Origin of the sequence: Polymorphospora rubra (genome assembly GCF_018324255.1) — a bacterium.
Classification (GTDB): Bacteria; Actinomycetota; Actinomycetes; order Mycobacteriales; family Micromonosporaceae; genus Polymorphospora; species Polymorphospora rubra.
In genome coordinates, this window is the sequence record NZ_AP023359.1 from 6,175,551 (window position 1) to 6,201,467 (window position 25,917).

General features: G+C 73.4%; 20 protein-coding genes. 10 read left to right on the plus strand and 10 right to left on the minus strand.

The features are described from left to right. Positions 1-65 precede the first annotated feature (65 nt). On the minus strand, positions 66-1,745 hold the full coding sequence (locus tag Prubr_RS27855) for a right-handed parallel beta-helix repeat-containing protein (RefSeq protein WP_212817858.1): 1,680 nt from the start codon (positions 1,743-1,745) through the stop codon (positions 66-68). An 88-nt stretch (positions 1,746-1,833) separates the two neighbouring features. Further along, positions 1,834-3,465 (minus strand): hypothetical protein, encoded by a 1,632-nt coding sequence (locus tag Prubr_RS27860; protein WP_212817859.1) that lies wholly within the window; start codon positions 3,463-3,465, stop codon positions 1,834-1,836. A gap of 247 nt (positions 3,466-3,712) precedes the next feature. Here Prubr_RS27860 and Prubr_RS27865 point away from each other — a divergent pair, with 247 nt between their 5' ends. Beyond that, positions 3,713-4,456, plus strand: a complete 744-nt coding sequence (locus tag Prubr_RS27865) for a thioesterase II family protein (protein ID WP_425518067.1) — start codon at positions 3,713-3,715, stop codon at positions 4,454-4,456. An 11-nt stretch (positions 4,457-4,467) separates the two neighbouring features. Here Prubr_RS27865 and Prubr_RS27870 read toward each other — a convergent pair whose 3' ends face one another. Beyond that, entirely contained in the window at positions 4,468-5,445 is a 978-nt protein-coding gene (locus Prubr_RS27870) for a lysylphosphatidylglycerol synthase domain-containing protein (protein ID WP_212817861.1), read from the minus strand. Further along, positions 5,442-6,821, minus strand: a complete 1,380-nt coding sequence (locus Prubr_RS27875) for a glycosyltransferase family 4 protein (RefSeq protein ID WP_212817862.1) — start codon at positions 6,819-6,821, stop codon at positions 5,442-5,444. The genes Prubr_RS27870 and Prubr_RS27875 overlap by 4 nt, the downstream gene beginning before the upstream one ends. Before the next feature lie 353 nt (positions 6,822-7,174). On the opposite strand from Prubr_RS27875, the gene Prubr_RS27880 reads away from it, so the two are divergent. The 7 genes from Prubr_RS27880 to Prubr_RS27910 are packed head-to-tail and all read left to right on the plus strand — an operon-like array spanning position 7,175 to position 14,348. Next, entirely contained in the window at positions 7,175-8,503 is a 1,329-nt protein-coding gene (locus Prubr_RS27880; protein WP_212828617.1) for an aspartate aminotransferase family protein, read from the plus strand. Then, a complete protein-coding gene (locus Prubr_RS27885) occupies positions 8,497-9,555 on the plus strand; it encodes an NAD-dependent epimerase/dehydratase family protein (RefSeq protein WP_212817863.1) in 1,059 nt (352 codons plus the stop codon). Before Prubr_RS27880 ends, Prubr_RS27885 begins: the two co-directional genes overlap by 7 nt. 45 nt (positions 9,556-9,600) lie before the next feature. Next, positions 9,601-10,641, plus strand: a complete 1,041-nt coding sequence (locus tag Prubr_RS27890; RefSeq protein ID WP_246567739.1) for a UbiA prenyltransferase family protein — start codon at positions 9,601-9,603, stop codon at positions 10,639-10,641. Continuing rightward, positions 10,638-11,303 carry a class I SAM-dependent methyltransferase gene (locus Prubr_RS27895; RefSeq protein WP_212817864.1) on the plus strand — a complete coding sequence of 222 codons (666 nt, stop codon included), beginning with the start codon at positions 10,638-10,640 and terminating at the stop codon, positions 11,301-11,303. The genes Prubr_RS27890 and Prubr_RS27895 overlap by 4 nt, the downstream gene beginning before the upstream one ends. Then, the gene (locus tag Prubr_RS27900; protein ID WP_212817865.1) at positions 11,303-11,959 is read left to right on the plus strand and encodes a class I SAM-dependent methyltransferase; all 657 of its coding nucleotides are present in this window, start codon (positions 11,303-11,305) and stop codon (positions 11,957-11,959) included. The genes Prubr_RS27895 and Prubr_RS27900 overlap by 1 nt, the downstream gene beginning before the upstream one ends. Continuing rightward, on the plus strand, positions 11,956-13,188 hold the full coding sequence (locus Prubr_RS27905) for an endonuclease/exonuclease/phosphatase family protein (RefSeq protein ID WP_212817866.1): 1,233 nt from the start codon (positions 11,956-11,958) through the stop codon (positions 13,186-13,188). The genes Prubr_RS27900 and Prubr_RS27905 overlap by 4 nt, the downstream gene beginning before the upstream one ends. Next, positions 13,188-14,348 (plus strand): glycosyltransferase family 4 protein, encoded by a 1,161-nt coding sequence (locus Prubr_RS27910; protein WP_212817867.1) that lies wholly within the window; start codon positions 13,188-13,190, stop codon positions 14,346-14,348. Before Prubr_RS27905 ends, Prubr_RS27910 begins: the two co-directional genes overlap by 1 nt. 75 nt (positions 14,349-14,423) lie before the next feature. On the opposite strand, the gene Prubr_RS27915 is transcribed toward Prubr_RS27910, so the two are convergent. The 3 genes from Prubr_RS27915 to Prubr_RS27925 form a co-directional block, all read right to left on the minus strand. After that, a complete protein-coding gene (locus Prubr_RS27915; protein ID WP_212817868.1) occupies positions 14,424-15,392 on the minus strand; it encodes an aldo/keto reductase in 969 nt (322 codons plus the stop codon). A gap of 78 nt (positions 15,393-15,470) precedes the next feature. Next, entirely contained in the window at positions 15,471-16,178 is a 708-nt protein-coding gene (locus Prubr_RS27920) for a response regulator (protein ID WP_246567741.1), read from the minus strand. Next, complete coding sequence (locus Prubr_RS27925; protein WP_212817869.1) at positions 16,175-17,320, minus strand: sensor histidine kinase; 1,146 nt, start codon at positions 17,318-17,320, stop codon at positions 16,175-16,177. Before Prubr_RS27925 ends, Prubr_RS27920 begins: the two co-directional genes overlap by 4 nt. 374 nt (positions 17,321-17,694) lie before the next feature. Between Prubr_RS27925 and Prubr_RS27930 the strand changes: the two genes are divergently transcribed. Further along, a complete protein-coding gene (locus Prubr_RS27930; RefSeq protein ID WP_212817870.1) occupies positions 17,695-19,581 on the plus strand; it encodes a metallophosphoesterase family protein in 1,887 nt (628 codons plus the stop codon). Positions 19,582-19,651: 70 nt separating this feature from the next. Here the strand turns inward: Prubr_RS27930 and Prubr_RS27935 are convergent, their stop codons facing one another. Together Prubr_RS27935 and Prubr_RS27940 are read right to left on the minus strand one after the other, a co-directional pair. Further along, positions 19,652-21,913: an ATP-binding protein gene (locus tag Prubr_RS27935; RefSeq protein ID WP_212817871.1), complete on the minus strand. Its 2,262-nt coding sequence runs from the start codon at positions 21,911-21,913 to the stop codon at positions 19,652-19,654. 132 nt (positions 21,914-22,045) lie between these two features. Beyond that, positions 22,046-22,909, minus strand: a complete 864-nt coding sequence (locus tag Prubr_RS27940; protein ID WP_212817872.1) for a hypothetical protein — start codon at positions 22,907-22,909, stop codon at positions 22,046-22,048. A 304-nt stretch (positions 22,910-23,213) separates the two neighbouring features. Between Prubr_RS27940 and Prubr_RS27945 the strand changes: the two genes are divergently transcribed. Then, a complete protein-coding gene (locus tag Prubr_RS27945) occupies positions 23,214-24,260 on the plus strand; it encodes a LacI family DNA-binding transcriptional regulator (RefSeq protein WP_212817873.1) in 1,047 nt (348 codons plus the stop codon). A 289-nt stretch (positions 24,261-24,549) separates the two neighbouring features. Here the strand turns inward: Prubr_RS27945 and Prubr_RS38010 are convergent, their stop codons facing one another. Further along, positions 24,550-25,848 (minus strand): DUF1996 domain-containing protein, encoded by a 1,299-nt coding sequence (locus tag Prubr_RS38010; protein ID WP_343221512.1) that lies wholly within the window; start codon positions 25,846-25,848, stop codon positions 24,550-24,552. Between the last annotated feature and the right edge of the window lie 69 nt (positions 25,849-25,917).

Consider the following 25,917-nt stretch of genomic DNA (forward strand, 5'->3'; position numbering starts at 1 on the left):
CATGATCGTCAGTGCCCGGTCGTCCGGCCTCCGGGCGGCCGACGCCACCGTCCGGGGTGACGGGATCACCCCGTCGCGGCGAGCAGGTCCTCCAGGGTCAGGGTGCGCAGGTCGTCGCGGGTGGGGCGGCGCCCCAGCGCCCGGAGCCGGCCGGACTGCGCCTTGCGCATGCCTTCGAGCAGCTTGCGGGCCTCGCGGGCGTTGCCGAAGTTGCGGTCCCGGTCGATCTGCCCGAACCATTCCAGCAGGCCGTCGTCCAGGCCGTCGGCGAGCAGGTAGTCGTCGTTGCCCGCGATCCGGCTGACGATCATGACGAGTTGTTCCGGGCTGTAGTTCTCGAACTCCAGCGTCTTGGCGAACCGGGAGGCCAGACCGGAGTTGGCGTCCAGGAAGTCGCTCATCTCGTGGGTGTAGCCGGCGACGATGACGGCCACCCGGTCGCGATGGTCCTCCATCAGCTTCACCAGCGTGTCGATCGCCTCCTGGCCGAAGTCGGCGTTCGCGCCACCGGCCCGTGACAGGGTGTACGCCTCGTCGATGAACAGCACCCCGCCGAGCGCCTCCTCGAACACCGAGGTCGTCTTCTCCGCCGTGTGGCCGATGTACTGCCCGACCAGGTCACGCCGGGCCACCTCGCGGAACTGCCCGTTCGGCAGCACGCCGAGCGCCTTGAGGAGTTGCCCGTAGATGCGGGCCACCGTCGTCTTGCCGGTGCCCGGGGCACCCGTGAAGATCAGGTGGTGACTGGCCGAACCGACCGCCAGCCCGGCGTCCCGCCGCCACTCGTTGACCTGGAGTTCGTCGATGAGTGACCGCACCTCGGCCTTGACGCCCGGCAGGCCGATCATCGAGTCGAGTTCGGCGAGCAGGGCGTCCATCTTCTCGGTGTCCTGCCGGACCGCGCCGTCACCGGCCTTGGCGCCCGCCACCGGCGCGGCGCCGGCCGGCTCCGCAGGTTCGCGGACCACCGGCGCCGCACCCTCGTCGATCCGGATGGCCGGCGCCGCGGTCTGTTCGATCCGGCAGCCGTCCACGAGGCCGGTGCAGCCCCGCCCGAACGCGATCCCGACGCCGCGGGTGTCGTGGATCCAGCTCTCGGCGATCGTCGGCGCGCTCTGCGACGCCACCGAGACGCCGGCGTCGCCGGTGCCGGAGATGTCGCACCGTTCGATCACCGGGCGGGCGGCCTGGTAGACGTACACGCCCCGGTAGCCGCAGTCGGCGACCGTGCTGTTGCGGATGGTCGGGTCGGCGCCGAGCCGGACGATGATGCCGTCGTCGCTGACGCCGCGTACCTCGCACTGGTCGAGCGTGCCGCCGGAGTCGTCGACGACGATGCCGTACTGGCCCTTGGTGACCCTGAGCCCGGTGGCCTGCAACCGTGAACCGTCGGTGACGTTGGCCCCGGCCGCGTAGCCGGCCCGCAGTTCGCAGCCGTCGATCCGCAGCTCACAGCGGGCCGCGTGCACCGCGGGGTAGTCACCGGCGGACACCACCAGCCCGCTCAGGGTGACCTCGCCCCCGGTACAGCTGATGCCGGGGGCGCCGTGGCCGGTGGCGTCGACGGTCACCGTGCCCGGTTCGCGGGCCGCCAGGGTGAGCCGCCGGCCGGACATCCGCAGCGCCTCGGCGTAGACGCCCGGCTCGATCGAGATGACGGCGCCGTCCTGCGCCACCTCGAGCGCGTCGGTGATCGACGGGAAGGCTCCCGGCTGCTGTGCAGAGACGGTCAGTGTGCGTGCCATGGCCCCGCTCGTTCGATGGGAGACGGTCGGTGGGTGGACCGCCCGGTGCGGAAAGCCACCGGACGGCGGGTTCCGGCACCGGAGCCGGTCAGCTTATGAACGTTACATCCCGGATGGAGTTGGTCAGCTTCCGCAGTTCGTCGGCCTGCTCCGCCGGGGCGGTCATCCGCAGCACCAGCTGCCGGTCCAGCGGGCCTTCCGGGACGCTGCGCCAGAAAGTCATGTAGACCAGGCCGTACTGCGCGGCGCCGATTTCGTCGGTCTCCGCCCAGGTCGTGAACAGTCCACTTCGGATCCATTGCAGACCGAAGGCCTCCTCGGACTTGCGCAACTCGATCCGCCGCTGCTCGTCGCAGGGCCCCGGACAGTGCCGCACGATCAGGTCGCCGCCGACCTCCGGCTCCTGCCCGGGCGGCGTGCCGCAGGAGTAGTGGACGAACCCGGACGCCGACTTCACCGACTCGCACCGCCAGGTCTCCGGCATCCGGAACGAGATTCCGACCCCGGGCAGGTCGGTGACCCGCTGCGTCCGGTCCTCACGACCGAAGTCCGGGTATCTCGACGGCCATCCGCCGCTGGTCGGCGGCTCGAGACCGGGCGCGCGCGGTGCGGTGTCCGGCAGCGCGATGTCGACCGACGGTGACGGGCTGGCGTCGGGGCCGGGCGAGGCCACGTTGCCGCCCCAGGCCCACATCCCGGCCGCACCGCCGGCCGCGCCCAGCACCAGCGCGAGGACGGCGACGAGGGCGGTGACCAGGGCGCCGCGCTTCCGGCGCGGCCGCGCCGGTGCGAGCGGGCGCAGTGGCGGGTACGCCGGTACGACGGCCGACGGTTGCGGCTGGCCGGGCGACAGGTGCGGCACCGACGTGGCGGGGGGTGCGGACGACGGTCCGGGATGCGCCGCCGGTCCTGGCTGCCGTGGGGGCAGGTCGGCCGGGCGCGGCGGGAACGGCCCCATCGGCCCGGCCTGGGCCGGGAATGAGCCGACCACCGGCACGGTCGGTGGCTCGGCGGCCGGCGGCGTGGGCCCGCCCGAGACGGGCCCGCCCGAGACGGGGCCGCCGGACACCGGCCCGCCGGACATCGGCGCGCCCGACACCGGGCCGCCCGAGACGGGGCCGCTGAACATCGGCCCGCCGGAGACCGGGGTGGCCGGCGGCCAGACGGCGACGGGCGTGCCCGCCGCCGGGGCGGCGGAGACGGGCGCGGGTGCCGCCGAGACGGGATCGGCCACCCCCGGTAGCTGCGCCGGCCGCGCATCGACCGGTCCCGTCGGCGGGGCGGTGCTCGCGTGCGACCCGCCCAGCGCGACGGTCGGCGGCTCCGGGCCGGTGTCCGGTCCGACCGGTCGCGGGGGAAGTTGCCCGGCCAGCGACACGGTCGGCTGGTCCGCCGAACCCGGATCGGGCGGCGGGGCGGCCACGAGTCGCTGCCCCATGGCGATGAAGATGTTGCCCGCGCCCTGGCCGGCCTCGGCGGCGCAGGCGACCCACGGCGTGGCCGCCACGTGGTTGGCGCCGACCACCGGCAGGTCGTCGGCCTGGGACAGGGCGTTGGCGGTGGCGGCGAACGCCGCCCGCCACTGTGGGTCGCCGGCCACCGCCGCATCGAGCACGGCCAGCGTCACCCGACGGCCGGTGGAGTCCGAGGCGGCCCAGACGGTGCCGACCGGGCAGGTCGCCAGCACGCCGAGCAGCCGGTAGGGACCGATGTGGTGCATTCGTTTCCTCCCCGCTCTACCGGTCGGATGCTATCTGCCCGGGCAGACGGCGTTCCGATCCGTCCTGCTCGGCCCGTTCCGCCCCGCATCCAACCAGGTCGGTCGGCGGCCGTGACATCGGCTCCGGGCACCTGGAACGCGGACGGTCGCCGGCACCGCGCCGCGACGTACCGACACCGGCCGGGGATAATCGCCGCGGCGGATACGCGGGTGTGAGGGGACGGCGCGGGCGATGACGGCACCATCGATGGACGTGGAACTCTGGGTCCGGCGGTTCCACCCGGGACCGGCGTGGGGACCCCGGCTGGTCTGCTTCCCGCACGCGGGCGGGTCGGCGGTCGCGTTCCACCCGACGTCCAAGGCCCTGTCGCCGGTTGCCGAGGTGCTGTCGTTGCAGTATCCCGGCCGGCAGGACCGGCTCGGGGAACCCTGCCTCGACAACATCGCGGAACTCGCCGACGCGATCGTCGCCGTCCTGGCGCCGAAGCTCGACCGGCCGCTGGTGTTCCTCGGACACAGCATGGGTGCCGTACTCGCCTTCGAGGTCGCGGTTCGGCTGGAGCGGCGGGGCGTGGTGCTGCGCCGGCTGTTCGCGTCGGGCCGGCGGGCGCCGTCGCGGGTGCGCGACGAGTCGATCCACCTCGGGCCCGACGCCGAACTCGTCGCCGAGGTGCAGCGGCTCAGCGGCACCGACGAGTCGCTGCTGACCGACCCGGCGGTGCTGAGCATCGTGCTGCCGGCGCTGCGCGCCGACTACCGGGCGGTCGAGACGTACCGGCACGACGGCGGGGCGCGCCTGCGTTGCCCGGTCACCGTGCTGACCGGCGACCGGGACCCGAGGGTCAGCCTCGACGAGGCGTCCGACTGGGCCGACCACACCACCGCGGACTGCGACGTGAAGGTCTTCGCCGGCGGCCACTTCTTCCTCAACGACCATCCGGCACAGATCAACGACCTGCTCGCCGCCGAGCTGTCCCGTCCCGCCGGCTGAGCCGGTCGGGCTCACCGCCCCGGCTCGGGCCCGACCCCGCCGGCCGGTGCCGCGGCGGCCGGCACCCGCCCGGCCGGGTGCCGCCGGCGGGCGAGCCGGGCGCCGAGCAGCACCGCGCCGGCGACGGCGAGTTCGGTGAGCAGGCAGACCGCCCGGCTGGCGATCGCGGCCGCGCCCGCCCCGGCCGTGGGCAACAGCCCGACCAGGGCGACCGCGATGAGCACCTCCCGTATCACCGCCCCGTCGGGCACCACCACGACCAGCGTGCTGAGCACGGTCGCCAGGGCGAACCCGCCGACCCCGGCGACCAGCGCCGGAAGCGGCGGCGCGCCGAGCGCCACCACCAGCAGCCACAGGTGCAGGCCCGAAACCACCCAGCAGGCCAGCTGCCAGCCGATCGCCGCGCGGGTCGCGGCGCCGGTGCCGACCGCCGGCAGGTCCCGCCGGACCAGCCGGGCGCCGAGCCCGGCGAGCCGGCCCACCGTGTCCGGCCGGACCAGCAGGGCGATCACGAGTGCGGCCGGCAGCAGCAGCCACCAGCCGTGCCCGCCGAGCACGCCGGGAGCGGCCAGTGCGCCCACCACCAGTCCGGTGATCAGCATGACGACGACGTTGAGCAGGAAGGCGGCCACGGTCGCGGTGCCGGGCACCCCGGCGTCCGCCGCCAGCCGGGCCTGGGTGACCACCACCCAGACCCGACCGGGTACGTACTTGGCCAGCACCCCGACGAAATAGATCCGGGCGGCGGCCGGGGCGGGGAGCCGGTGGCCGAGGTCGGCCAGGGTGCTCGCCCACGACCGCATCGCGCACAGCAGCGCCACGATGTTGCAGCCGGCGGCGGCGAGCAGGTACGGCACCGCGTCCCCGGTCACCAGTGGGCGGGCCACCGACCAGTCCTGCCCGCGTACGGCCCACCAGACCCCGGCCAGGATCCCGACCACCAGGGCGGCGGTGAGCAGCGGCCGGAGCCGGGCGAGGCGTCCGGTCACCGGGGCTCCCCGGCGGGGTCGGCGACCGTGGGGCGCGGGACCGTGCGTCGGCCGGCCGGTATGCCCTCGCGGTCGCCGGGAACCGGCCGGCGGGCCGTCACGGCCTCCTCGTAGACGGCGACGGCCGCGTCGACCGACGCCGCCCAGTCGAACGACCGCTCGACGTGCCGGCGGCCCCGGTCGCCGAGTTCGGCGGCGTACGCCTTGTCGGCCAGCAGGTTGCCGGCCAGTCGGGCCAGCTCGTCGGGGCGGTCGGCGGTCAGGCGCAGCGCGGTGGGGCGTACGCCGTCGGTGCCGATCGTGGCGGAGAAGCCCGGACCGAGCAGCACCGGCGTGCCCAGCGCCATCGCCTCGACCGAGACCAGCCCGAACGGCTCGTACGTCGACGGGAAGAGGCACAGGTCGGCGGCCAGATAGTGCCGGCGGACCTGCTCGCGGGGCAGGTGGCGGTGATAGACGTGGGTCCGGTCGGCGATGCCGAGCTCGGCGACCAGCCGGTCCACGACGGCGCCCTGGTCGGTGCCGGGCAGGCCGGTGCCGAGCAGGAACAGGCGGGTCGTCGGGTGCCAGCGCACGATGTCGGGCAGCGCCCGCAGCAGGGTGGGTACGCCCTTGACCGGGCTGAGCCGGCCGGCGAAGACGAGGATCCGCGAGTCGGCGGGGAAGCCGGCCGCGGCGAGCAGTTCGGCCCGGATCGCGGCCCGGTCGTCCGGCGCCGTCGCACCGTCCGGTGCTGTCCCGTCGGTTTCCGGCGGGTCCTCGTAGCCGTGCGGCACCACCCGGATCTTCGCGGCCGGGAACCCGTGCCGGACCAGCAGCGCCCCCATCTCGGGGGTCGGCACCACGACGAGTACGGCCAGGGCGGCCATCAGGCGCTGGCAGGTTCCGATGATCCGCAGCGGGTCGGCGACGTCCGGCCGCGGCGCCATCGTCTGCTCGGTGTTGTGTACGTGGTAGACGACGGGCAGCCGGAGCAGCGTGGCGGCGAGGATGCCGACGGGTGTGCTCTGCCAGTCGTGTACCGCGACGACCGAACCGCGCCGGCGGCCCCGGCACAGGCCGAGGAACGTGCCGAGGTTGAACGTGAGCAGGGCGAGGGCGAACAGGCCCTGCCCGCGCGCGGACAGGGCCCGGCCCGGGTCGAACAGCCGCCGGCCCAGCCAGCGGGGCATCCGGGGCCGGACGACCGGGACCCCGCCGCTGACGCCGTACCTGGGCTGGTCGCCGGGGTGGTTCATGGTGTAGAGCCGCAGCCGCAGGTCGCCGCGGTGCCGGTGCAGGTGGTGCAGGCAGCGTTCGGCGTATTCGGCCAGGCCGCCCATGCGCCACGGCGGGAACTGGTGGCAGACGACCGTCACCTGGTGCAGTACCGGCACGGGTGGCTCCTCGGGAGACTGGCGAGAGCACGGGCGTGGCGACGTCGCCCCATTGATTGAGGGGTTGATCCCCGCCAATGTCAACCCTCGTTGTGAATTGTCTCCGGTGAGGTCGTACGCACCTCGCCGTGAGCGGTCGTACGACGGTCGTAGGCCGGTATCTGCTACCTGGGCGGGCCGCTGTGACGTGCCTAGGATGCGAATGCCGCGCTATTCGGAACCCGCTTTCTGGAGGGTTGATGGCTAGTGAACAGGGCTCAACGTTAATCGGTCTCGACGCCGCCGATCGGCTCTCCCTCGATCAGGTGCACGAGATGTACCGCAAATACATCAATTCGAGCCAGGTCAATCTGATGACGTCGTTCGGGTTCGGACGCGACCTGGTCGACCACGCCGAGGGCGCCTACATCCACACCCGGGACGGACGGCGGATCCTCGACTTCACCGGCGGTGTGGGCGTGCTCAACCACGGCCACAACCATCCGCGCATCGTCGCCGCCCGGCAGCGGTTCCAGCAGGAGCGCCGGATGGAGGTGCACAAGACGATCTTCTCGCCGTACCTGGCCGTGCTCGGGCACAACCTGGCGGCGGTGCTGCCCGGCGACCTGAACAAGTCGTTCCTGCCCAACTCCGGGGCGGAGGCGGTCGAGGGTGCGGTGAAGCTCGCGTACAAATACCACGGCGGGCGGCGCAACACCGTCCTGCACTCCGACATCAGCTTCCACGGCAAGCTGCTCGGCTCCGGCAGCCTCACCGCCGCCCGCAACACGTTCCGGTTCCCCGGCATACCGGGCGTGGTCAGCTACCCGTACGGCGACCTGGCCGCCCTGCGGGCCGAGGTGGACGCCGCCCGGGACGGCGCCGGCCGGTGCGACGTGTACGCGATCCTGGTCGAGCCGTTCAGCGCCTCCACCATGCGGTCGTGTGACGAGGAGTTCCTGCGTGGGCTGCGCGAGCTGTGCACCGAACGCAACATCGTCCTGATCTTCGACGAGATCTACACCGGCTGGGGCAAGACCGGCAGCCTGTTCTACTTCATGCGCCACCCCGGCCTGCTGCCCGACATCCTCACCACCTCGAAGTCGTTCGGCGGTGGAAAGTCGTCGATCTCGGCGTACGTGGCCCGCGACCCGATCTTCCACAAGGCGTACGAGAACCTCAACGACGCCCTGCTCCAGAGCACCAGCACCACCTACTACGGATTCGGCGAGGAGACGGCCACCGCCATCGAGGCGATCAACGTCGCGATCGAGGAGGACTTCCCGGCCCGGGCCCGCGAGATCGAGGCGGTCCTCGCCCCCGGCCTGCGGCGGCTGCGCGCCGACTACCCCGACCTGATCAGCGACGTGCAGGGCGCCGGCGCGCTGTGGGGTGTCTTCCTGCACAACAACGTGCGGGCGCTCGACCTGGTCACCAAGCTGCTGCCCGGCAAGCTCGCCCGCGACCCGCAGTTCGCCACCAAGGTCGTCACCGGCGCGGTCATCGACACCCTCTACCGCGACCACGACATCTACGCCTACTACACGCTCAACGGCCGCAACCCGTTGGTGGTCGGACCGCCGCTGGTCGCCACCGAGGCCGACGTCAAGCACTTCCTCGACTGCTTCGACGCCACCCTGGCGATCGGGCTGCCCCGGCTGCTGAGCCGGTTCGTACGCGAAAGGTTGTCGACACTGTGGTGACCCGGGTGCTGGTGACCGGCGGCTGCGGAATGCTCGGACTGAACCTCGTCCAGCGGCTGCACGCCGACGGGTACGGCGTACACAGCCTCGACGTGCGCGAGCCGGCGGAGCCGCTGCCCGGGGTGCGGTACACGGTCGGCGACGTCCGCGATCCCGACGCGGTCGCCCGCGCGATGGCCGGGGTCGACGCGGCCGTCCACACCGCCGCCGCGCTGCCCAGCTATCCGGAGCCGGAGATCCGGTCGGTGATCGTCGACGGCACCCGCACCGTGCTCGGCGCCGCCGTGGCGGCCGGGCTGGAGCGGGTCGTGCACATCTCCTCCACCGCCGTGTACGGGCTGCCGGACGTCGTACCCACCACGGAGGACCATCCCCGGGCCCCCGTCGACGCCTACAGCCGGGCGAAGGCGGGCGCCGAGGAGGTCGCCGAGGAGTTCCGGGCCGCCGGGCTCTGCGTACCGATCCTGCGCCCGAAGACGTTCCTCGGCCCCGGCCGGCTCGGACTGTTCGCCATGCTGTTCGAGTGGGCCGACGAGGGCCGCAACTTTCCCGTCATCGGCCGTGGCGACGTCCGCATCCAGATGCTCGCGATCGAGGACCTGATCGACGCCGTGGCCGTCGCCCTGACCGCGCCGGCGGTGGTGGCGAACGACACCTTCAACATCGCCGCCGCCGACTTCGGCACGCTGCGCGAGGACTTCCAGGCCGTGCTCGACGCCGCCGGGCACGGCCGCCGGATCGTCCCGGTGCCGGCCGGCGCCGCGGTCGCCGTGCTCGACCTGCTCCGCCGGGCCCGACTGTCCCCCGTGTACGGACGACTGGTGCACAAGCTGCGCGCCGACTCGTACGTCAGCGTGACCAAGGCCCACGAGCGGCTCGACTTCCGGTCCCGGCGCTCCAACCGGGACGCGATCCTGGCCACCTACCGGTGGTGGCGGGACCGGGCCGCCACCGACGCCGCGGCCGGGACCGGTCCGGCCGCGCCGGCCGGCCGCACCAGCCGCGAGCCGTGGCGGCAGGGCGTCCTCTCGCTGGCCAAGGTCTTCTTCTGACCGATCCGCGAAACCGCTCCGAGCCGCGTCCAGAAGGAGGTCACGGTGTACTCGACGAACCTCGGCCAACCCGTGCCACCGGTACCCGACGTGCCGGCCGCGGCGGTCGCCGCGACCGCCGCCGTGACGGCCGCCGTGCCGACCGGTGCCGTGCCGACCGGCGTCCGGCGTGGGCTGCTGCGCGACCTAGTCGCCCTGGCCCGCCCCGCACAGTGGCCGAAGAACCTGCTGGTCGTGCCGCTGGCCCTGATCGACGCACCCGGCATCGGTCTCGGCGCGCTGGCCCGGATGGGACTCGCCGTCGTGCTGTTCACCCTGCTGTCGGCGTTCGTGTACGTGTGGAACGACATCGCCGACCGGCACCGCGACCGGCTGCACCCGGTGAAGCGGAACCGCCCGATCGCCGCCGGTCGCGTCGGCGTCGGCCCGGCCCGGGCGTACGCGCTCGGCCTGGTCGTGCTGGTCGCCGTCCTGCTCGCGGTCGGCCCGGCGATGTCCTGGTGGCCGCTGTTCGGCTACCTGGCGCTCAACCTGTCCTACGTACGCTGGCTCAAGCACCTGCCGCTGCTCGACGTCTTCGCCGTCGCGGCGGGCTTCGTCCTGCGGGTCGTGCAGGGCTACCTGGCGGTGCCCGCCCGCGCCTCGGTCTGGCTGCTCGCCTGCGTCTTCACCCTCTGCCTGCTGCTCGCCGCCGGCAAGCGTCGGCACGAGATGGCCGTCGGCGGCAGCGCCCACCGGCCCTCGCTCGCCGGCTACACCACCCAGTACCTCGACTACCTGATCATCCTGTACGCCACGCTGACCGTGACCGTCTTCCTGCTCTACCTGGTCAACGGCGGGTTCGCCGCCCCATACACCGACGCCTCGCTGCTGGTCTCGCTGCCCTGCGCGATCTTCGCGGTCGCCCGGCACCTGCACGTCGTGGTGGTCGGCAAGGGCGGCGGCGACCCGGTACGCCTGCTGCTGCGCGACCGGGCCATGGTCGTCAACACCCTTGTGTGGGCGGGCGGGCTCGCCGTCATCCTGGTGGCGGCACGGTTCCCGGTACTGGTCGAATTCGCGGGACAACTCCTGGAGGGCCGATGAGCCACACCTCGCACACGCTGCGGCTGCTGCCGGAGTCGGCGGTGCAGCCGACCGGGCCGGTCGACCACCCGGACTGGAACTACCGCCCACTGCTCGGCCGGGTCCAGCGGCTGCGCTTCCGGATGGTCCTCGACCTGCTCGGCGGCGACCGGTTCGACCGGATCCTGGAGATCGGCTACGGCAGCGGCGTCTTCCAGCCCGAACTCGCCCGCTGGTGCCGCGAACTGCACGGCATCGACGCGCACCCGCTCACCGAGCAGGTCGCCGGACGCCTCGCCACGCACGGCGTCACCACCACGCTGACCCGGGGCAGCGCCGAGTCGCTGCCGTACGACAGCGGGTCGTTCGACTGCGTCGTCGCGGTCAGCACCCTGGAGTACGTCGAGTCGATCGAGACCGCCTGCCGGGAGATCGACCGGATCCTCGTCCCCGGCGGCGCGCTCGTGGTCGTCACCCCGGGCGCGAGCGCACTGTGGAGTCCGGTGCTCGCCGTCGCCACCCGGCAGGGTTCCAGCCAGTACGGCGACCGCCGGCAACAGTTGCAGCCGGCCCTGCACCGGCACTTCCCACTGGACCGCGAGGTCCGGGTGCCCCGGCTCGGCGGCAACGTCGTACGGCTCTACACCGGCCTGCGCTTCCGGGCCGGCGGGACGGCCGCGTGATGGCCGGACCGACGACGCGCCCGCTGAACCTCCTGCCGCAGTCGGCGCTGATCCTCACCGGCCCGGTCGACCATCCGGACTGGAACTACCGGCCGCTGCTCGGTCGGGTGCAGCGGATGCGGTTCCGGATGATCCTCGACCTGCTCGGCGACACCCACCACCGCCGGATCCTCGAGATCGGCTACGGCAGCGGCGTCTTCCTGCCCGAACTCGCCCGCCGCTGCGACGAGGTCCACGGCGTCGACATCCACCCGCACACCGACGAGGTGACCACCCGGCTCGCCGCGTACGGCGTCCGGGCCACCCTGGCCCGTGCCGGCGCCGAGAAGCTCCCGTACGACGACGGGTACTTCGACTGCGCCGTCGCGGTGAGCACATTGGAGTGCGTGACGGACATCGAGGCCGCCTGCCGGGAGATCCGCCGGGTACTCGCCCCCGGTGGGGTGCTGGCCGTGGTGACACCGGGGGCCACCCCGTTGTGGGACCTGGCCCTGCGGGTGACGACCCGCGTCGATGCCAGCCTGTACGGTGACGGGCGGCAGCGGCTTCGACCGGCCCTCGACCGGCACTTCCGGCCAGCTCGTGAGATCGCGGTGCCGAGGGTCGGCGGCCGGGCGCTGCGGCTCTACACCGGCCTACGACTGGAGGCGCCGTGAGCGACGACCGGGGCGGGGCGGTGGCGGCGGGGGAGCCGGACACGCTGGTGGACCCCGGCCGGCCGGACCCGACCGGGCCCGGCCCGGACGCCACCGCCGCCGGCACCGCCGAGCCCGCCGCGAGCACCGGCACCGCGGCGGCGGCCGGGGGCGGCGGGCCGGCGCGGCGACGGTGGTGCCTGGGCACCCGGCTGGTGGTCACCGGCACCGCGCTGTGGACCCTCTTCCTGGTCGCCCACGTCCTGCTCACCGGCCGCTGGTGGCCGTGGCTGATCGTCGAGTCGACGCCGCCGGTCACGCTGGTCGTCGTACCGCTGCTGTTGCTTGCCGTGTCGCCGCTGGCCCGGCCGGTCCGCCGGTGGCTGTCGCCGCTGCTGGTCGTTTTGGTCGTGGCCGGCATGTCGCTGGCCGGCCTGCACGTGCGGGTGCTCGGCGGCGGCCCGACCGGAACCGGCCCGGCCGGCCCTTCGGTCAGGGTGATGGCGTGGAACACCGACATCTGGACGATGGACGACGACCCGGACCGCTTCCTCGCCTACCTGCGTGAGCAGCGCGCCGACGTCTACCTGCTCCAGGAATACCTGCTGTGGGACGACGACGCGGTCCGGGTCGACGACCTGGCCCGGATCCGGGCGGCCTTCCCCGAACACGAGGTCGTGGTCGAGGGCGAACTGGTCACCATCTCGAAGCTGCCGGTGGTCGCCACCCATCCCCGGCCGGTGCCCGAGGGCGGCAGCGACTGGTACTGGCGGGGCAACAAGGCCCAGCGCGTCGACGTACGGCTCGGCGAGGAGGTGCTGTCCATCTACAACGTGCACCTGTTCGTGCCGCTGCGGCGCGAACTCAGCCCGTTCGGCGGCGAGTTCTACGACTTCGTCCGCGACCAGTACCACCTGCGGCAGGCCGAGCTGGCGGCGCTGCGCGCCGACGTCGCCGCCAACCCGAACCCGGTCGTGGTCGCCGGCGACTTCAACACCCCGTGGGTCGGCAGCCTGGTCGACGTCGGGCCGGGCCTGCGCCGGCACGATCCGGCCGGCGGTTCGGTGCTGGCGTCCAGCTGGCCGACGGCGAGCTACCACCTGCCCCGGCTGTGGCGGCTGGACTGGCTGCTGACCACCGACGACCTGGAGGTCGCCGGATACCACTTCGCACCCAACCCGGGCTTCTCCGACCACCTCGCCCAGCACTTCATCGTCTCGCCGTCCGGAACCTCGAGAGGAGACCGGTGATGCGGCCCGACGACCGGTTCGACGTGACCGTCGCGCTCGACTACTACGCGCCGTACGTCAGCGGCCTGACCGAGACCGCGCGGATGATCGCCGAAGGGCTCGCCGCCCGCGGCATGCGGATCGCGGTGGCGTGCTCCCGGCACGACCGGGCCCTGCCGCCGTACGAGGTGATCGCCGGCGTGCACGTCTTCCGGGCGCCGGTGCTCGCCCGGATCCGCAAGGGCGTGCTCAGCCCCGGCCTGCCCGGGCTGGTCGCCCGGCTGGCCGCCCGCTCGGCGGTCCTGCACGTCCACCTGCCGATGCCGGAGGCGGTCGTGGTGGCGGCGCTGACCCGCCGGGTCCCGCTGGTGGCGACCCACCACATCGACGCGTTCCTGCCGGCCGGACCGGTGAACGGCATCGGTATGCGGCTCGCCGACGCCTCGGCCGGCGCCGCGGTCCGGCGGGCCGCGCTCGTCGTGGTCAACAGCGACGACCAGGCACGCGGTTCGCGGCTGTGGCCGCTGCTGCGCCGCCGGCCGACGCTGGCCGTCCCGGCGCCGTGCGCCGACCGGGGCGGCGGCCGGCCGACCCTGCGCGACGGGGCGGGGCTGCACGTCGGCTTCCTCGGCCGGATCGCCGACGAGAAGGGCATCGAGTATCTGATCCGGGCCTTCCGTACCCTCGACGACCCCGCCGCCCGGCTGCTCGTCGGCGGCGACTACGAGGGGGTCGCCGGCGGCAGCAACATCGGCCGGCTGCGCGCCGAGGCGGCGGGTGACCCCCGGATCCGGTTCCTCGGCCTGCTGCGGGGCGACCGGATCCGCGACTTCTACGCCTCCATCGACGTCTTCGCGCTGCCGTCGATCGCCGAGTCGTTCGGCATCGTCCAGGTCGAGGCGATGATGGCCGGCATCCCGTCGGTCACCACCGACCTCGCCGGCGGCCGGTTCCCGGTGCAGGCGACCGGATTCGGGCGGGTGGTGCCGACCCGCGATCCGGCCGCGCTGCGCCGGGCGATACTGGAACTCGCCGAGCTGCCGGCCGAGGCGCGCGAACTCGGCCGCAAGAAGGCCAACGAGCTGTTCGGCCTGGACTCCTGCGTCGACGCGTACGGGTCGGCGCTGCGCGCGGTCATGGCCGGACGCCTACCGGCCGGCGCGACCACCCAGAGCCGGTAGGCGCCCGACGGCCCGCCGGGGGCGGTCTGCGCCGGCAGGCGGCCGGCCGGGTGGTCTGCGTCGGCAGGCGGCGGGCTAGGGCTGGTAGAAGTTCCGCTCCCAGCGGTGCTTGGCCAGCGTCGCCCGCTGCTCCGCCGGCAGTGGCCGGCCGTCGCTGACCGCGACGTTGCGCTCCACGTTGCGGACCGAACGCATGCCCGGGATGATCGTCGACACCTCGGGCGCGTCGAGGACGAACCGCAGCGCGAGTTCGGCGAGCCGGTCGCGGGGCACCTCGAGGTCGGCGACGAGTGCGTCGACCCGCCGCTCCACCTGGGCCGGCCGGTCGCCGGCGAAGTAGTTGTTGCGGAAGTCGTCCTCGGGGAACGTCGTCGAGGCGGTGATCTGCCCGGTGAGGCCGCCCTCGTCGAGCGGTACCCGGACGATGACGCCGACACCGTGCTCGGCGCACGCCGGCAGGAAGCTCTCCTCCGGGGTCTGGTGGAACACGTTGTAGATGAGCTGTACGGCGTCGACGTGTCCACTGCGGACAAGTTCGAGGACGCTCTCCGGCTGGTAGTCGTTGATGGACACCCCGAAGAAGCGGATCTTGCCTTCCTGCTTCAGTGCGGCGATCGTCTCCAGCCAGTCGCCGCGCCCGACCCACTCGTCCTGCCACACGTGGAACTGGAGCACGTCGAAGGCGTCCAGGCCGGACGCGCGCAGGCTGGTCTCCAGGCTCTCGCGGATGTGTGCGCCCGGGAACGCCTCGTCGGGGTGGACCCCGGTCGGCGCCGGCCAGATCATGTTCGCCGGCGGCACCTTGGTCGCCACGTACACCGGGTCGCCGCGGTGGGCGCGTACGACCTGACCGACGAGGCGCTCGCTCTCACCGTATCCGCGGGCCGTGTCGATGAAGTTGACGCCCTGCTCGATCGCGGTGTGCAGGGCCCGTAACGACTCCTGCTCCTGCGCGCCGACCCAGTAGAGGCCGCCGATACCCCAGGCTCCGTAACCGATTTCGGAAACCCGCAGGCCGGTCCGGCCGAGTGGACGGTACTGCACGTTCAACCTCCAGGGGATGTGGTGACCGGGGGACGGACCCCGCCGGGCGCGCCGACGATAGCAACGGTGGAAGCACTTTCAGTGACCTGACTCGCCATCGGCGACGATGATTCCGGCGGCCACCGCCCGTCGGACCGCGTCCACCCGCGACCGCGCGTCGAGCTTGGCGTAGATGTTCGTCAGATGCCGTTTGACGGTCGCCTGGGTGACCCCCAGCCGCCCGGCGATCGCGGCGTTGCTCATCCCGGCGGCGACCAGCCGGAGGATCTCGCGTTCGCGGGCGGTCGGCGAGCGGTCTCCGGCCGGCCCGGCGGCACCCGGCGCGACCCGTCCGCCCGCCGGCTGGCCACCGAACCGTCCCAGCGTCCGTCGGGAGACCGACAGCAGCACCGTCTGCGCGTCACGGCACACCGACCGCGCGGCGGCCAGCAACTCGTCGAGCAGGATCGCCTTGGTCAGGTAGGCGGCTGCGCCGCTGTCGAAGACCTCGCGCATCAGGCTGTCGTCGTCGTGCATGGTGAGCACGATGACCCTGGTCTGCGGACGGGACAGGTGTACCTGCCGGATGACGGCGGCGGCTCCGGGGCCGGGCATCTCGACGTCGAGCAGCAGGACGTCCGGCCGGTGCTGCACGGCGACCGCGACGGCCTGGTCGCCGGTGGCGGCCTCGCCGACGACGACGAACCCGTCGTCGGTGGAGAGCAGTTCGCGGATCCCCTCGCGGAAGAGGGCGTGGTCGTCGGCGAGCGCGACGCGGATGGGGTCCGCGGCGACCGGCGCGGTCACGGCCGGGTTCCGGGCAGCGGTACGGCGACCGTGACGGTCGTGCCGTGTCCGGCCACGCTCGACAGCCGCAACGTGCCGCGCAACAATTCGGCCCGGTCGCGCATGGACAGTAATCCGCCGTAGGAGGTGGCGACGGCGGCCGATTGGTCGAAGCCTCTCCCGTCGTCGGTCACCGACGCGTCGATGCGGTTTCCGTTGATTCCGAGCCGGATTCGGAGTTCCGTCGGATCGGAGTGCCGTACGGCATTCCGGACGGCTTCACACAGAATCAGATACAGTTCCTCGCCGACCTCGGGCGGAAGTGCGTCCACCCCGTCCGAAACGGTCAGATGTATCCGTACCGGCGGTGGGACATGGTGGTCCAGATAGTTGCGCAGGGCGGGTTCGATTCCGCGGTCGCTGACCGATCGGCGTAGTTCGGAGGAGAGCTGCTGGATGGTCCGGGTCGCGTCGCCGATGGTGGTCATCGCGGTGGCCAGCTTGGTCGCCGCCCGGTCCGGGTCGCGGTCCAGATAGCGCCGGTGCAGGTCGAGGTTCTGCAGGGCGAGGGCCATTCCGTGCCCGACCCGGTCGTGCAGCTCGCAGGCGATCCGCCGCCGCTCCTCCTGGCGGGAGGTGCGCAGCCGGGCCGTCAGCAGGCTGTCGTGGGCGGTCGAGGCGTGCGCGGCCCAGTCCATCACCACCCGGTGGAGGGTCGCACTGGCCCTGACCAGGAGATCCTGGTCGCCCCCTGCCCAGCGGGCGGCCAGGATGGGCAGCGCCACCTCGAAGAGCAGCGTGCCGGCGCGCAGGTAGTCGACCGGATGGCCGGGATAGTCGGTCCCGTCCGGCGGGTCGGTGGAAGCGGTGGCGGGGCCGGCGTGGTCGAGGGTCCGGGCCGGACCGGCGGCGGGTGGGACGGTCCCGCCGCCGGGTGCGCCGGCCGGTGGCGCGGTGCCGGCCGCGGCCGGTGTGGTGCCGGTGCCGGCGGCGGCCGGGGTGGCGCCGAGCTGGCGGAGCACCTCGTGCACCACCCGCGCGGCCCCGCCCGCGATCGGGCCGGAAATGGTGCCGGCCGGCAGGCGTCGGAGGAATTCCCGGACAACGTGCACGGCGATCGCCGTCCCGTCCACATGGGTGATGGCGTCCGATTGTTTCACCACGAAACGGACCTCCTTGGGCGGCGCTGCGCGGCGTCGCCTGACACTGTGGGACACGGTAGCAGCCGTGCTGACAAGCGTCGATGAATGTCCCATTGCTGGCATGGTCCGATGTATCGTGCGCCAAGCGCTTTCCAGTGCTTGGGCGAGAGCGTTTCCGGCCGTACGCCCGCCGGGTCCGAATAGTGGTTGATGAAGCTGCATAAGCAGTGAAACGGGTGGATATCAGAGCCTGCCGGCTCCGCTGGCCGAGCCGCCCCGAGGATGTCCGGCCAACGCCCGCGGCGACGCGGTGACCAGGGGATTCATCCGGCAGGAGGATCACGTTCACCTGCCCGGGGGGACCTGGAAAGCCGGCTCCGGTTGGGTCCGGCCTCATGACGGATCCAACCGCGAACGAAACCCTCCCGACGGACACCCCCGCCGCCGGCAGCCTGTCCCGCCGTACGGTGCTCGGCGCTCTCGCCGGCGGCGCGGCGGTGGCCACCGGGGTGGCCGTGCCCGCCGTACCGGCCGCGGCGGCGGCCCCCGGAACGGACCCCGACGGGGTGCCGACGCCCCGGCTGGGCGGCCGACCGCTGCTGTGTGAGCCCTACCTGCTCGACCCGCAGGCATCCACCGTGTACGTCGTCTGGCACACCGAGGAGGCCGGCACCGCCCAGGTGGTGCTGGTCGGCGCCGGGGTGACCACACTGGACGACCAGCAGGCCCTGGACGCGGCCACCGGCGGCCGCCGCAACGGCCCCGGCTGGCGGCGGATCACCGCCACCACGAAGCGGCTGACCCGCACCCGCGAGGACAGCGCGTCGGCGGTGCCCGGCCGCGGCTACTCCGCCGTCGTCGACCGGCCGGTGCACCGGCAGTTGGCCCTGGTCGACAAGCTGCCCGCCGGCCGTACGCCGTACCGGGTGGTGTCGGTCGACCACGCCGGCCGGGCGACGGTCACCGCCGTCTACTCGCTGGCCCCGGTGGCGTCCCGCAAGCAGGCGGTGAAGCTGCTGCTGACCAGCGACCACCAGCTCAAGAACATGACCCCGGCCAACCTGGAGAAGGTCGCCGAGACCGTCGGCGTACGCCTCGACGGCGTCCTCGTCGCCGGCGACCTGGTCAACGTGCCGGACCGGGCCAGCGAGTGGTTCGACAGCACGACCGGGCTGGCGTTCTTCGCCGGGCTGACCGGCCGGGCCAGCAAGACCCTGCACGGCCGCACCTGGCGTGGCGCGCCGCTGCTCCAGCACACCCCGATCTTCCCGGCGATCGGCAACCACGAGGTGATGGGCCGCTGGTCGGACACGGCCGGGCTGGACAGCCAGTTCAACGACCCGCAGCCGCTGGAGGTGGCCCGCCAGAAGTGGCGCGCCAGCCGGCCGTCCGGGGTGGACGAGGCCACCTGGCTGGCCGAGCAGTCCTGGGACGTCACCACGTACGAGGAGATGTTCCCGTACCCGAGCAGCCCGAACGGCGGCCAGCGGTGGTGGGCCCGGACGATCGGCGACGTGCACCTGGTCACCCTGTTCGCCACCCAGATCTGGCGCTCGGCGTCGCCGACCGCCCGGGGCAAGTTCCAGGAGGCGCCGGCCGACCTGGAGAACGCGGACAAGTGGGGCTACGGGCAGTTCATCTTCGAGCCGATCAAGCGTGGCTCGCGGCAGTACAAGTGGCTGGAGCGCGAGCTCGCGTCGCCGGCGGCGCAGCGGGCCCGGTTCCGGGTCGTCATGTACCACCACCCGGGGCACGGCCTCGGCGACAACTCCGCGCCGCCGTTCACCGACCCGGTGCAGACGATCACCCGCGACCCGCTGACCGGCAAGGTCACCGCGGTCACCTACGACTACCCGCTGGCCGACGACCACATCCTGCGCGACCTCGAGCCGCTCTTCTCCACCAACGGCGTCCACCTGGTCCACAACGGACACTCGCACCTGTGGAACCGGTTCCGTAACCCCGCCGGCGTCAACTGGCTGGAGACCTCCAACGTCGGCAACAGCTACGGCGCGTACGACGTCTCGTCCGGCGCCACCCGCAACCTGCCCGAGGACCCCGACCACATCCGGCAGGGCGACCCCGGTGGCCTGACCCCGATCGTGCCGACCGTCGCCCCGCTGACCGACGCCGCCGGCAAGCCGCTGCCGTACGTCGCCAGCAACGACATCACCGTCTTCTCCGTGCTCGACTCCGGGGCGGGCGTGGTGCGGTCGTACCGCTTCGACACCCGCGACCCGGGCTCGGCCGTCGTGCTGTTCGACGAGTTCCCGCTGGCCTGACCCGGGGCGGTCCGGCGCGGCAGGTGCACCGCGCCGGACCGCCACCCGGGCGGGCCGGACCCGCCGCCGGTCAGCCGGTCGGCTGGCCGCCGAGCGCGGCGAGTTCGGCGCGCGCCTCGTCGAGCAGCGGGTCGTGGCCGATCGGTTCGAGCAGTTCGACCGCGCGCCGCAACTGCCGCCGGGCCTCGTCGTGGTCGCCGAGCCGCTGCCGGGCCCGGCCGAGCCACAGCCGCAGGTCACCCTCCAGCCGGTCGGCGTGGACCGGGCGGTCGCCGGCCAGCACCGCCTCGCACCGGTCCACCGTCTCCCGCCACCGGCCCAGGGCGCTCAGGCAGCGGGCGATGCAGATGTGCGCGATCAGGCCCGTCATGTTGGCCGCGTTCGGGGACGGCGGACGGTCGACGAGCCGGTCCAGCACCTCCTGGTACGTCCCGAGCGCCTCCTCGGGCCGGCCGAGGTCGTACACGGAGTGCGCCCGCGTGGTCAGCGCCTGGAGGTGGCCCTCGTGGTTGCCGGAGTCGGCGAACCGGCGTTCTGCCCGGTCCGAGCACTCCCACGCCCGTTGGTGGTCGCCGAGCCGGCGGTACGCCTGGCTCGCGTAGATCAGCGCCCACCCCTGCTCGTCGAGGTCACCGAGGTCCTGCGCGATCCCGTACCCGATCATCGCCTGGGCGGCGGAGTCCGCGTGCCGCATTGCGCACTCCGACAGCGCCCACGCCAGGTAGTTGACGTGGGTGAGCTGGAGCCGCGGGTCGCCGAGGTGCCGGGCCGCCTCCCTCGACAGGGTGTAGACGTCGATCCAGTTGGCCCAGCCGGTCCACCGGTCGGAGAACCAGTGCATGGCCTCGGCGACGTCGACGACCCGCCGGTGGTCGCCGGCAGCGGCGGCGAGCCGCAGCGCCGCGATCCAGTTGTCACCCTCGGCCTGCAGCCACGCCTGGGCCTGCTCCGGGGTGTCCAGGTCGACCATCGCCCGCCAGCCGGGCGGCGGCGGACCGTACGCCGGCTCGAACCACCGGCCGGCGACCAGCGCCACGTCGAGCAGCCAGTCGACCATCCGGTCCTGTGCCGCGGCGCGCTCGGCGGCGGGCTCCTCGTCGTGCAGCCGGGTCCGGGCGAACAGCCGGATCAGGTCGTGGAACTGGTAGCGGTCGCCGACGCCGGGCTGGAGCAGGCCCAGGTCGACCAGCTCGTCCAGGGCGTCCTCGGCCGCCGTGACGTCGGTTCGCGAGAGCACCGCCGAGACCGGGGCGCCGAAGTCCGGTCCGGGGACCAGGGCCAGCCGGCGGAACGCCTGCCGGGCCGGGGGCGAGAGTTGCGCGTACGACAGCGCGAACGCCGCCTCCACCGCCAGGTCACCGGCGGTCAGGTTGGCCAACCGGCGGTCGGTGTCGGACAGCCGGGCCGCCAGGTGCGCCATGGTCCAGCTCGGGCGGCTGGCCAGCCGGTTGCCGGCGATCCGCAGGGCCAGCGGCAGGTTGCCGCACAGCCGGGCCACCTCGTCGACCGTGTCCGGATCGGCCCGCTCGGCCGCGCCGCCGGCCACCGCCCGCAGCAGGGCCGCCGACTCCGCGGGCGACAGCGGCGCCAGCCCGATCCGGTGTACGCCCTCCAGGCCGGCCAGCGTACGCCGGCTGGTGACGATCACCAGGCCGTGGCCGGGGCCCGGCAGGAGCGGGCGTACCTGGGCCTCGTCGGCCGCGTTGTCGAGGATGACCAGCGCCTGCCGGTCCCGCAGCACCGACCGGTAGAGGGCGGCGAGTTCCGCCTCGTCACCGGCGATCCGGCGCCCGCCGACCCCCAGCGCCCGCAGCAGCCGGCCGAGGGCGCCGGCCGGGGTGAGCGGGGTCGGACCGGTGCCCCGCAGCTCGACGAAGAACTGCCCGTCGGGGAAGCGGTCCCGCAACCGTTCGGCGGTGCGGACGGCGAACGCGGTCTTGCCGAGCCCGGGCGCGCCGTGGACGACGGCGACCGGTACCGCCTCGGCCGCCGTACCGGCCCGTTCGTCGGCGAGGGCGGCGAGCAGGTCGAGTTCCGGCCGGCGACCGGTGAAGTCGCCGACGGCGCGGGGCAGCTCGTGCCCACCGGCGACCGTTCCACCGGCCCGGCCGGCCCGCGCGGCGGTGACCATCGCGTCGTGGTCGGCCGGCGACAGCCCGAGCGCCGCGGTGAGCGCGGCCAGCGTGCGGTGCTGGGGCGCCCGGCTGTGCCCGCGTTCCATGTCGCTGATCGCCCGCGCGCTGACCCCGGACGCGGCGGCCAGCTCCTCCAGCGTCAGACCGGCCGCGTGCCGGTGTCCCCTGAGCAGCGGCCCGAACGAGTCGGCGGCCATGTCGTCCCCCAGCCCGGCTGTCGCGGCCGGATCGTGCCCGGTCGGTCGCGGGTAACCGTACTCGACGGGGCGGAGGTGGTCCGGCCGCGGCCCGGTACGGCGGGACTCGCCGTACCGGGCGGCGTGCGCCGGTCAGTTCGCGCAGATCGCGAAGGCGCGGACCTTCCAGCTGCCGCCGAACCCGTCCTCGTCCTCGACCGCGCTGGCGATCACCGACGTGGTGTCCGGAGCGTGCGCGGCGGTCAACCGGACCTCCCCGTTGCCGCCGAGGATCTCGGCGCCGATCCCGTGGACCTGCCGGCCCGGCGAGCAGGTCACGGTGACCGACTTGCTGGACACGGAGTCGTAGCCGCTGTCGTTGAGCCGGCGCTCGTAACCGGCCGGCTGGTCGGCGCAGATCGCGGTGGCCTGGATCTGCCAGTTCCCGGCGAACCCGGTGCCGTCCTCGGCGCCGGCGACCGTCACGCTGCCGGTGTCGATGCGCAGATCCTCCAGGAGGATCTCGCTGTTGTTGGCGCCGATCACGGCACCGCCGGCCCCGAGTGCCACCTTGCCGAAGGGGCACGGAACGGTGTGCCAGTTCTCATCCACCGACGCCGGTGCGGAGATGCCGGAGACCACCTCGTAGCCGGCCGGCGCCGGCGCGCACAGTGCCGTCGCGGTCACCGACCAGGTTTCGTTGGTGCCGGTCTCGTCCTCCCGTCCGGTGACGGAGAATCCGTTGCCGTCGGCCAGCGGCAGCATGAAGTCCATGCCCACCTGTTCGGGGACCGCGCCGCCGATCCGGCCGCCGCCGCCGAGCACGACGTCGCCCGGCGAGCAGAACGCGGTCCGGCTCTTGGCGTCGCTGTTGCGCGGGCCGACCGAGTTGACCCGGTCCAAACCGGGTACGGCCGCCGCCGGTGCCGCGCCGAACAGCGGCGCGAGCAGGACGGCGGTCGACAGGACCGCGCCGGCCGTCGTGCGGCGGAGCCGGCGGGTCGTCTCGTGTTGCATGTTGGTTCCTTTCGGGTCACCGGCCTGTCCTAGGTGGACGGTGGGACGCGCCGGGCGTGGACGGGTGCGACCCGGTCGATCCGGGGCGCGACCCAACGTAGGGGGCGCCCGCCGCTGCCGATGGCCGCCGTCGACGCCGCGACCAGGCACGATGCTTATCGATCAATTCTGATCACAAACCCGACTGTCGTCCTGTCGACAGCTGCTTGATCCGGGTGATCGGAAAGTTTGCCCCGCGAAACGCCGTACGAAGTCCCTGATCACGCGGATCTTCACCGGGAGGCGGTGCTATAGGCTCGGTCGCATGTCGACCGTGCCCGCGGACGGCGGCCGGCCGCCCACCCTGGAGCAGGTCGCCCGCTACGCCGGCGTGTCCCGGTCCACCGTCTCCCGGGTCATCAACGCGGTGCCGACCGTGGCGCCGGAGATCCGGGAGACCGTCGAGCGGGCCATCGCCGCCACCGGGTACGTCCCCAACCTCGCCGCCCGGTCGCTGGTGACCCGACGGACCGACTCGGTCGCCATCGTCATCTCCGAGCCCGACCGCACCAGCGGTACCCCGTTCCTCAACCGGATGTTCACCGACCCCTACGTCGGCCGGGTCACCGCCGGGGCGCAGGAGGTCCTGCTGCCGCGCAACATCCACCTCGTCGTCATCCCGGTCGACCCACCGGCGCGGCATCTGGTGTTGCGCTACCTGCGACAGGGGCACGTCGACGGCGTACTGCTGGTCAGCAGCCACGTCGACGACCCGATGCCGGGCCTGCTCGGCGAACTGGACATCCCGACCGTGCTGTCCGCCCGCCCCGGCGACCCGGTCCGCGCCAGCTACGTCGACGTCGACCAGCGGGCCGGTGCCCGGCTCGCCGTGGAGCACCTGATCGGCCGCGGGTGCCGTCGGCTGGCGACGATCTGCGGGCCGTTGGACATGACCGCCGGCCAGGACCGGCTCGCCGGCTTCCGCGCCGCCCTGCTCGGATACGCGCAGCCGGACCCGCCCGTGGTCGAGGCCGACTTCACCCGGGCCGGCGGCGAGGCGGCGGCCCGGAAGTTGCTGGCGGGCCACCCGGACGTCGACGGCCTGTTCGTCGCCAACGACCTGATGGCCGAGGGAGCGGTACGCGCGGTGCGGGAACTCGGCCGGACGGTGCCCGACGACGTCGCGGTCGTCGGATTCGACGACAGTTCGGCGGCGGTGGAGTCACATCCGGCGCTGACCACGATCCGGCAGCCGGTGGAGGAGATGGCCGCCGAGATGGCGCGTCTGCTGCTGGCCCGCATCCGTGACCCGCACCGCCTGTCCCGCGCGATCCTGTTCCACCCCACCCTGGTCGTCCGCGCCTCCGCCTGACCACCCCACGCCGCCCCCGCCCGCGCGCCCGCCGCGCCCCGCGCGCCCGCCGCGCCCGCGCGCCCGCCGCGCCCCCGCGATCATGGGGATCAATGCCGCAAAACGGGGCGCGATCTTGGCAATAACTCCTTGATCAACGCTCGCGGCTCGCGGCTCGCGGCTCGCGGCTCGCGGCTCGCGGCTCGCGCGGGTCGGGGTGGGCGCGACGCTCACGGCGGGCGCGGGTCGGGGTGGGCCGCGCCCGTGCCCTCGGCGTGGGCACGGGCGCGGCGTCCTGGGGCGGCCGGATTCAGGGGCGGCCGTTCACCCCGCACTTGATGATCGGGCGGATGCAGTCGTTGACCCGGCGGGCCATTTCCGCCTCCGGCCAGGCGTTGAAGAAGTCACCGTGCATCGTGTAGCCGGGACCCGATGCCAGCCGGAACCGGGCCGGGTCGCCGTTGACCGGATACCGCAGCACCTGGCGCAGCTTCGGCACCGGCACCGGGTGGCTTGCCGGGCAGGCGCCGGCGACCGGGTACGCCATGTGACTCTTGTGGTCGGGCGAGTCGAGGTCGCGGCCGTTCCAGCACTGCGGGAAGTCTAGATAGGACTCCAGCATGGTGCCGGCCGGGCAGTTGACGAAGTTCGTCGACGACCCGACGTGGCCGGCGTGCAGGCACGACCAGCGGGCGATGGTGTTGTCGCCCGGGCCGGTCGCCCGGGCGTTGCCGGCGACGATCCGCAGCCCCAGCGGCAGCGGCTGGGTACGGGCGATGATGTCGTCGCGTACGCCCTCGCCGAGGTAGTAGAAGGTGGTGCCGGTCGGCTCCACCGGTGCGTCGTTGACGTACAGGGTCGGGACCCAGTACGACGACACGTCGACACCGGGTGAGCAGGTGCTGGTGCTGCCGAGCAGGTCGTCGAGGTCGGTGTGGGCGTTGGTGACCCGGCTGCCGAAGAAGCTGTGCATGTGCGAGGCGCCCGGCAGGCCGGGGAAGATGATCGGGTCGTCGGGCAGGCGGTGGCTGTACGGGCACTCGGCGAGGAACTCGGCGACGCGGACGATCGGGCCGCCGGGCGGCGGGGTACCCGGCGGCGGGGTGCCGCCGGTGGTGCCGTACACCTGGAACTCCCACAGCGAGACGCCGTACGAGGTGGCGCGGGCGGTGGTGTGGACGCGGACGTACCGGCCGGTGCCGGAGACGGCGAGGTCCTGCACCCCGCCGCCGCCGTTGGTCGTGGTGTGGATCGTGGTCCAGGTGGTGCCGTCGGCGGACGTCTGGACGGTGAACGCGCGGGCGTACGCGGCCTCCCAGCGCAGCACGACCCGGTTGACGGTGGCGGTGCCGCCGAGGTCGACCCGGATCCACTGTGGATCGGCGAAGCCGCTGGACCAGCGGGTGCCGATGTCGCCGTCGACGGCCGCGGCGGCCGGTGTGCCGCCGTTCTCGGTCGACGACGCGGTGGCCGGCCGCCCCTGCGAGAGCAGGGTGTCGGCGGCGCCGGCCGGCAGGGTGGTGACGGTGAGGTAGCCGGCCAGCAGGACGAACAGCGCGCCGGTCGCGCCGGCTCTCCTGGCCCGGAACTTGCGGGATGCCCGTCGCATGGTTGCCTCCTTGGCGTCGATGGCATACGAGAGGGCTTGTGCATCCGGTGGCCGGTGGCCGGACGAGTC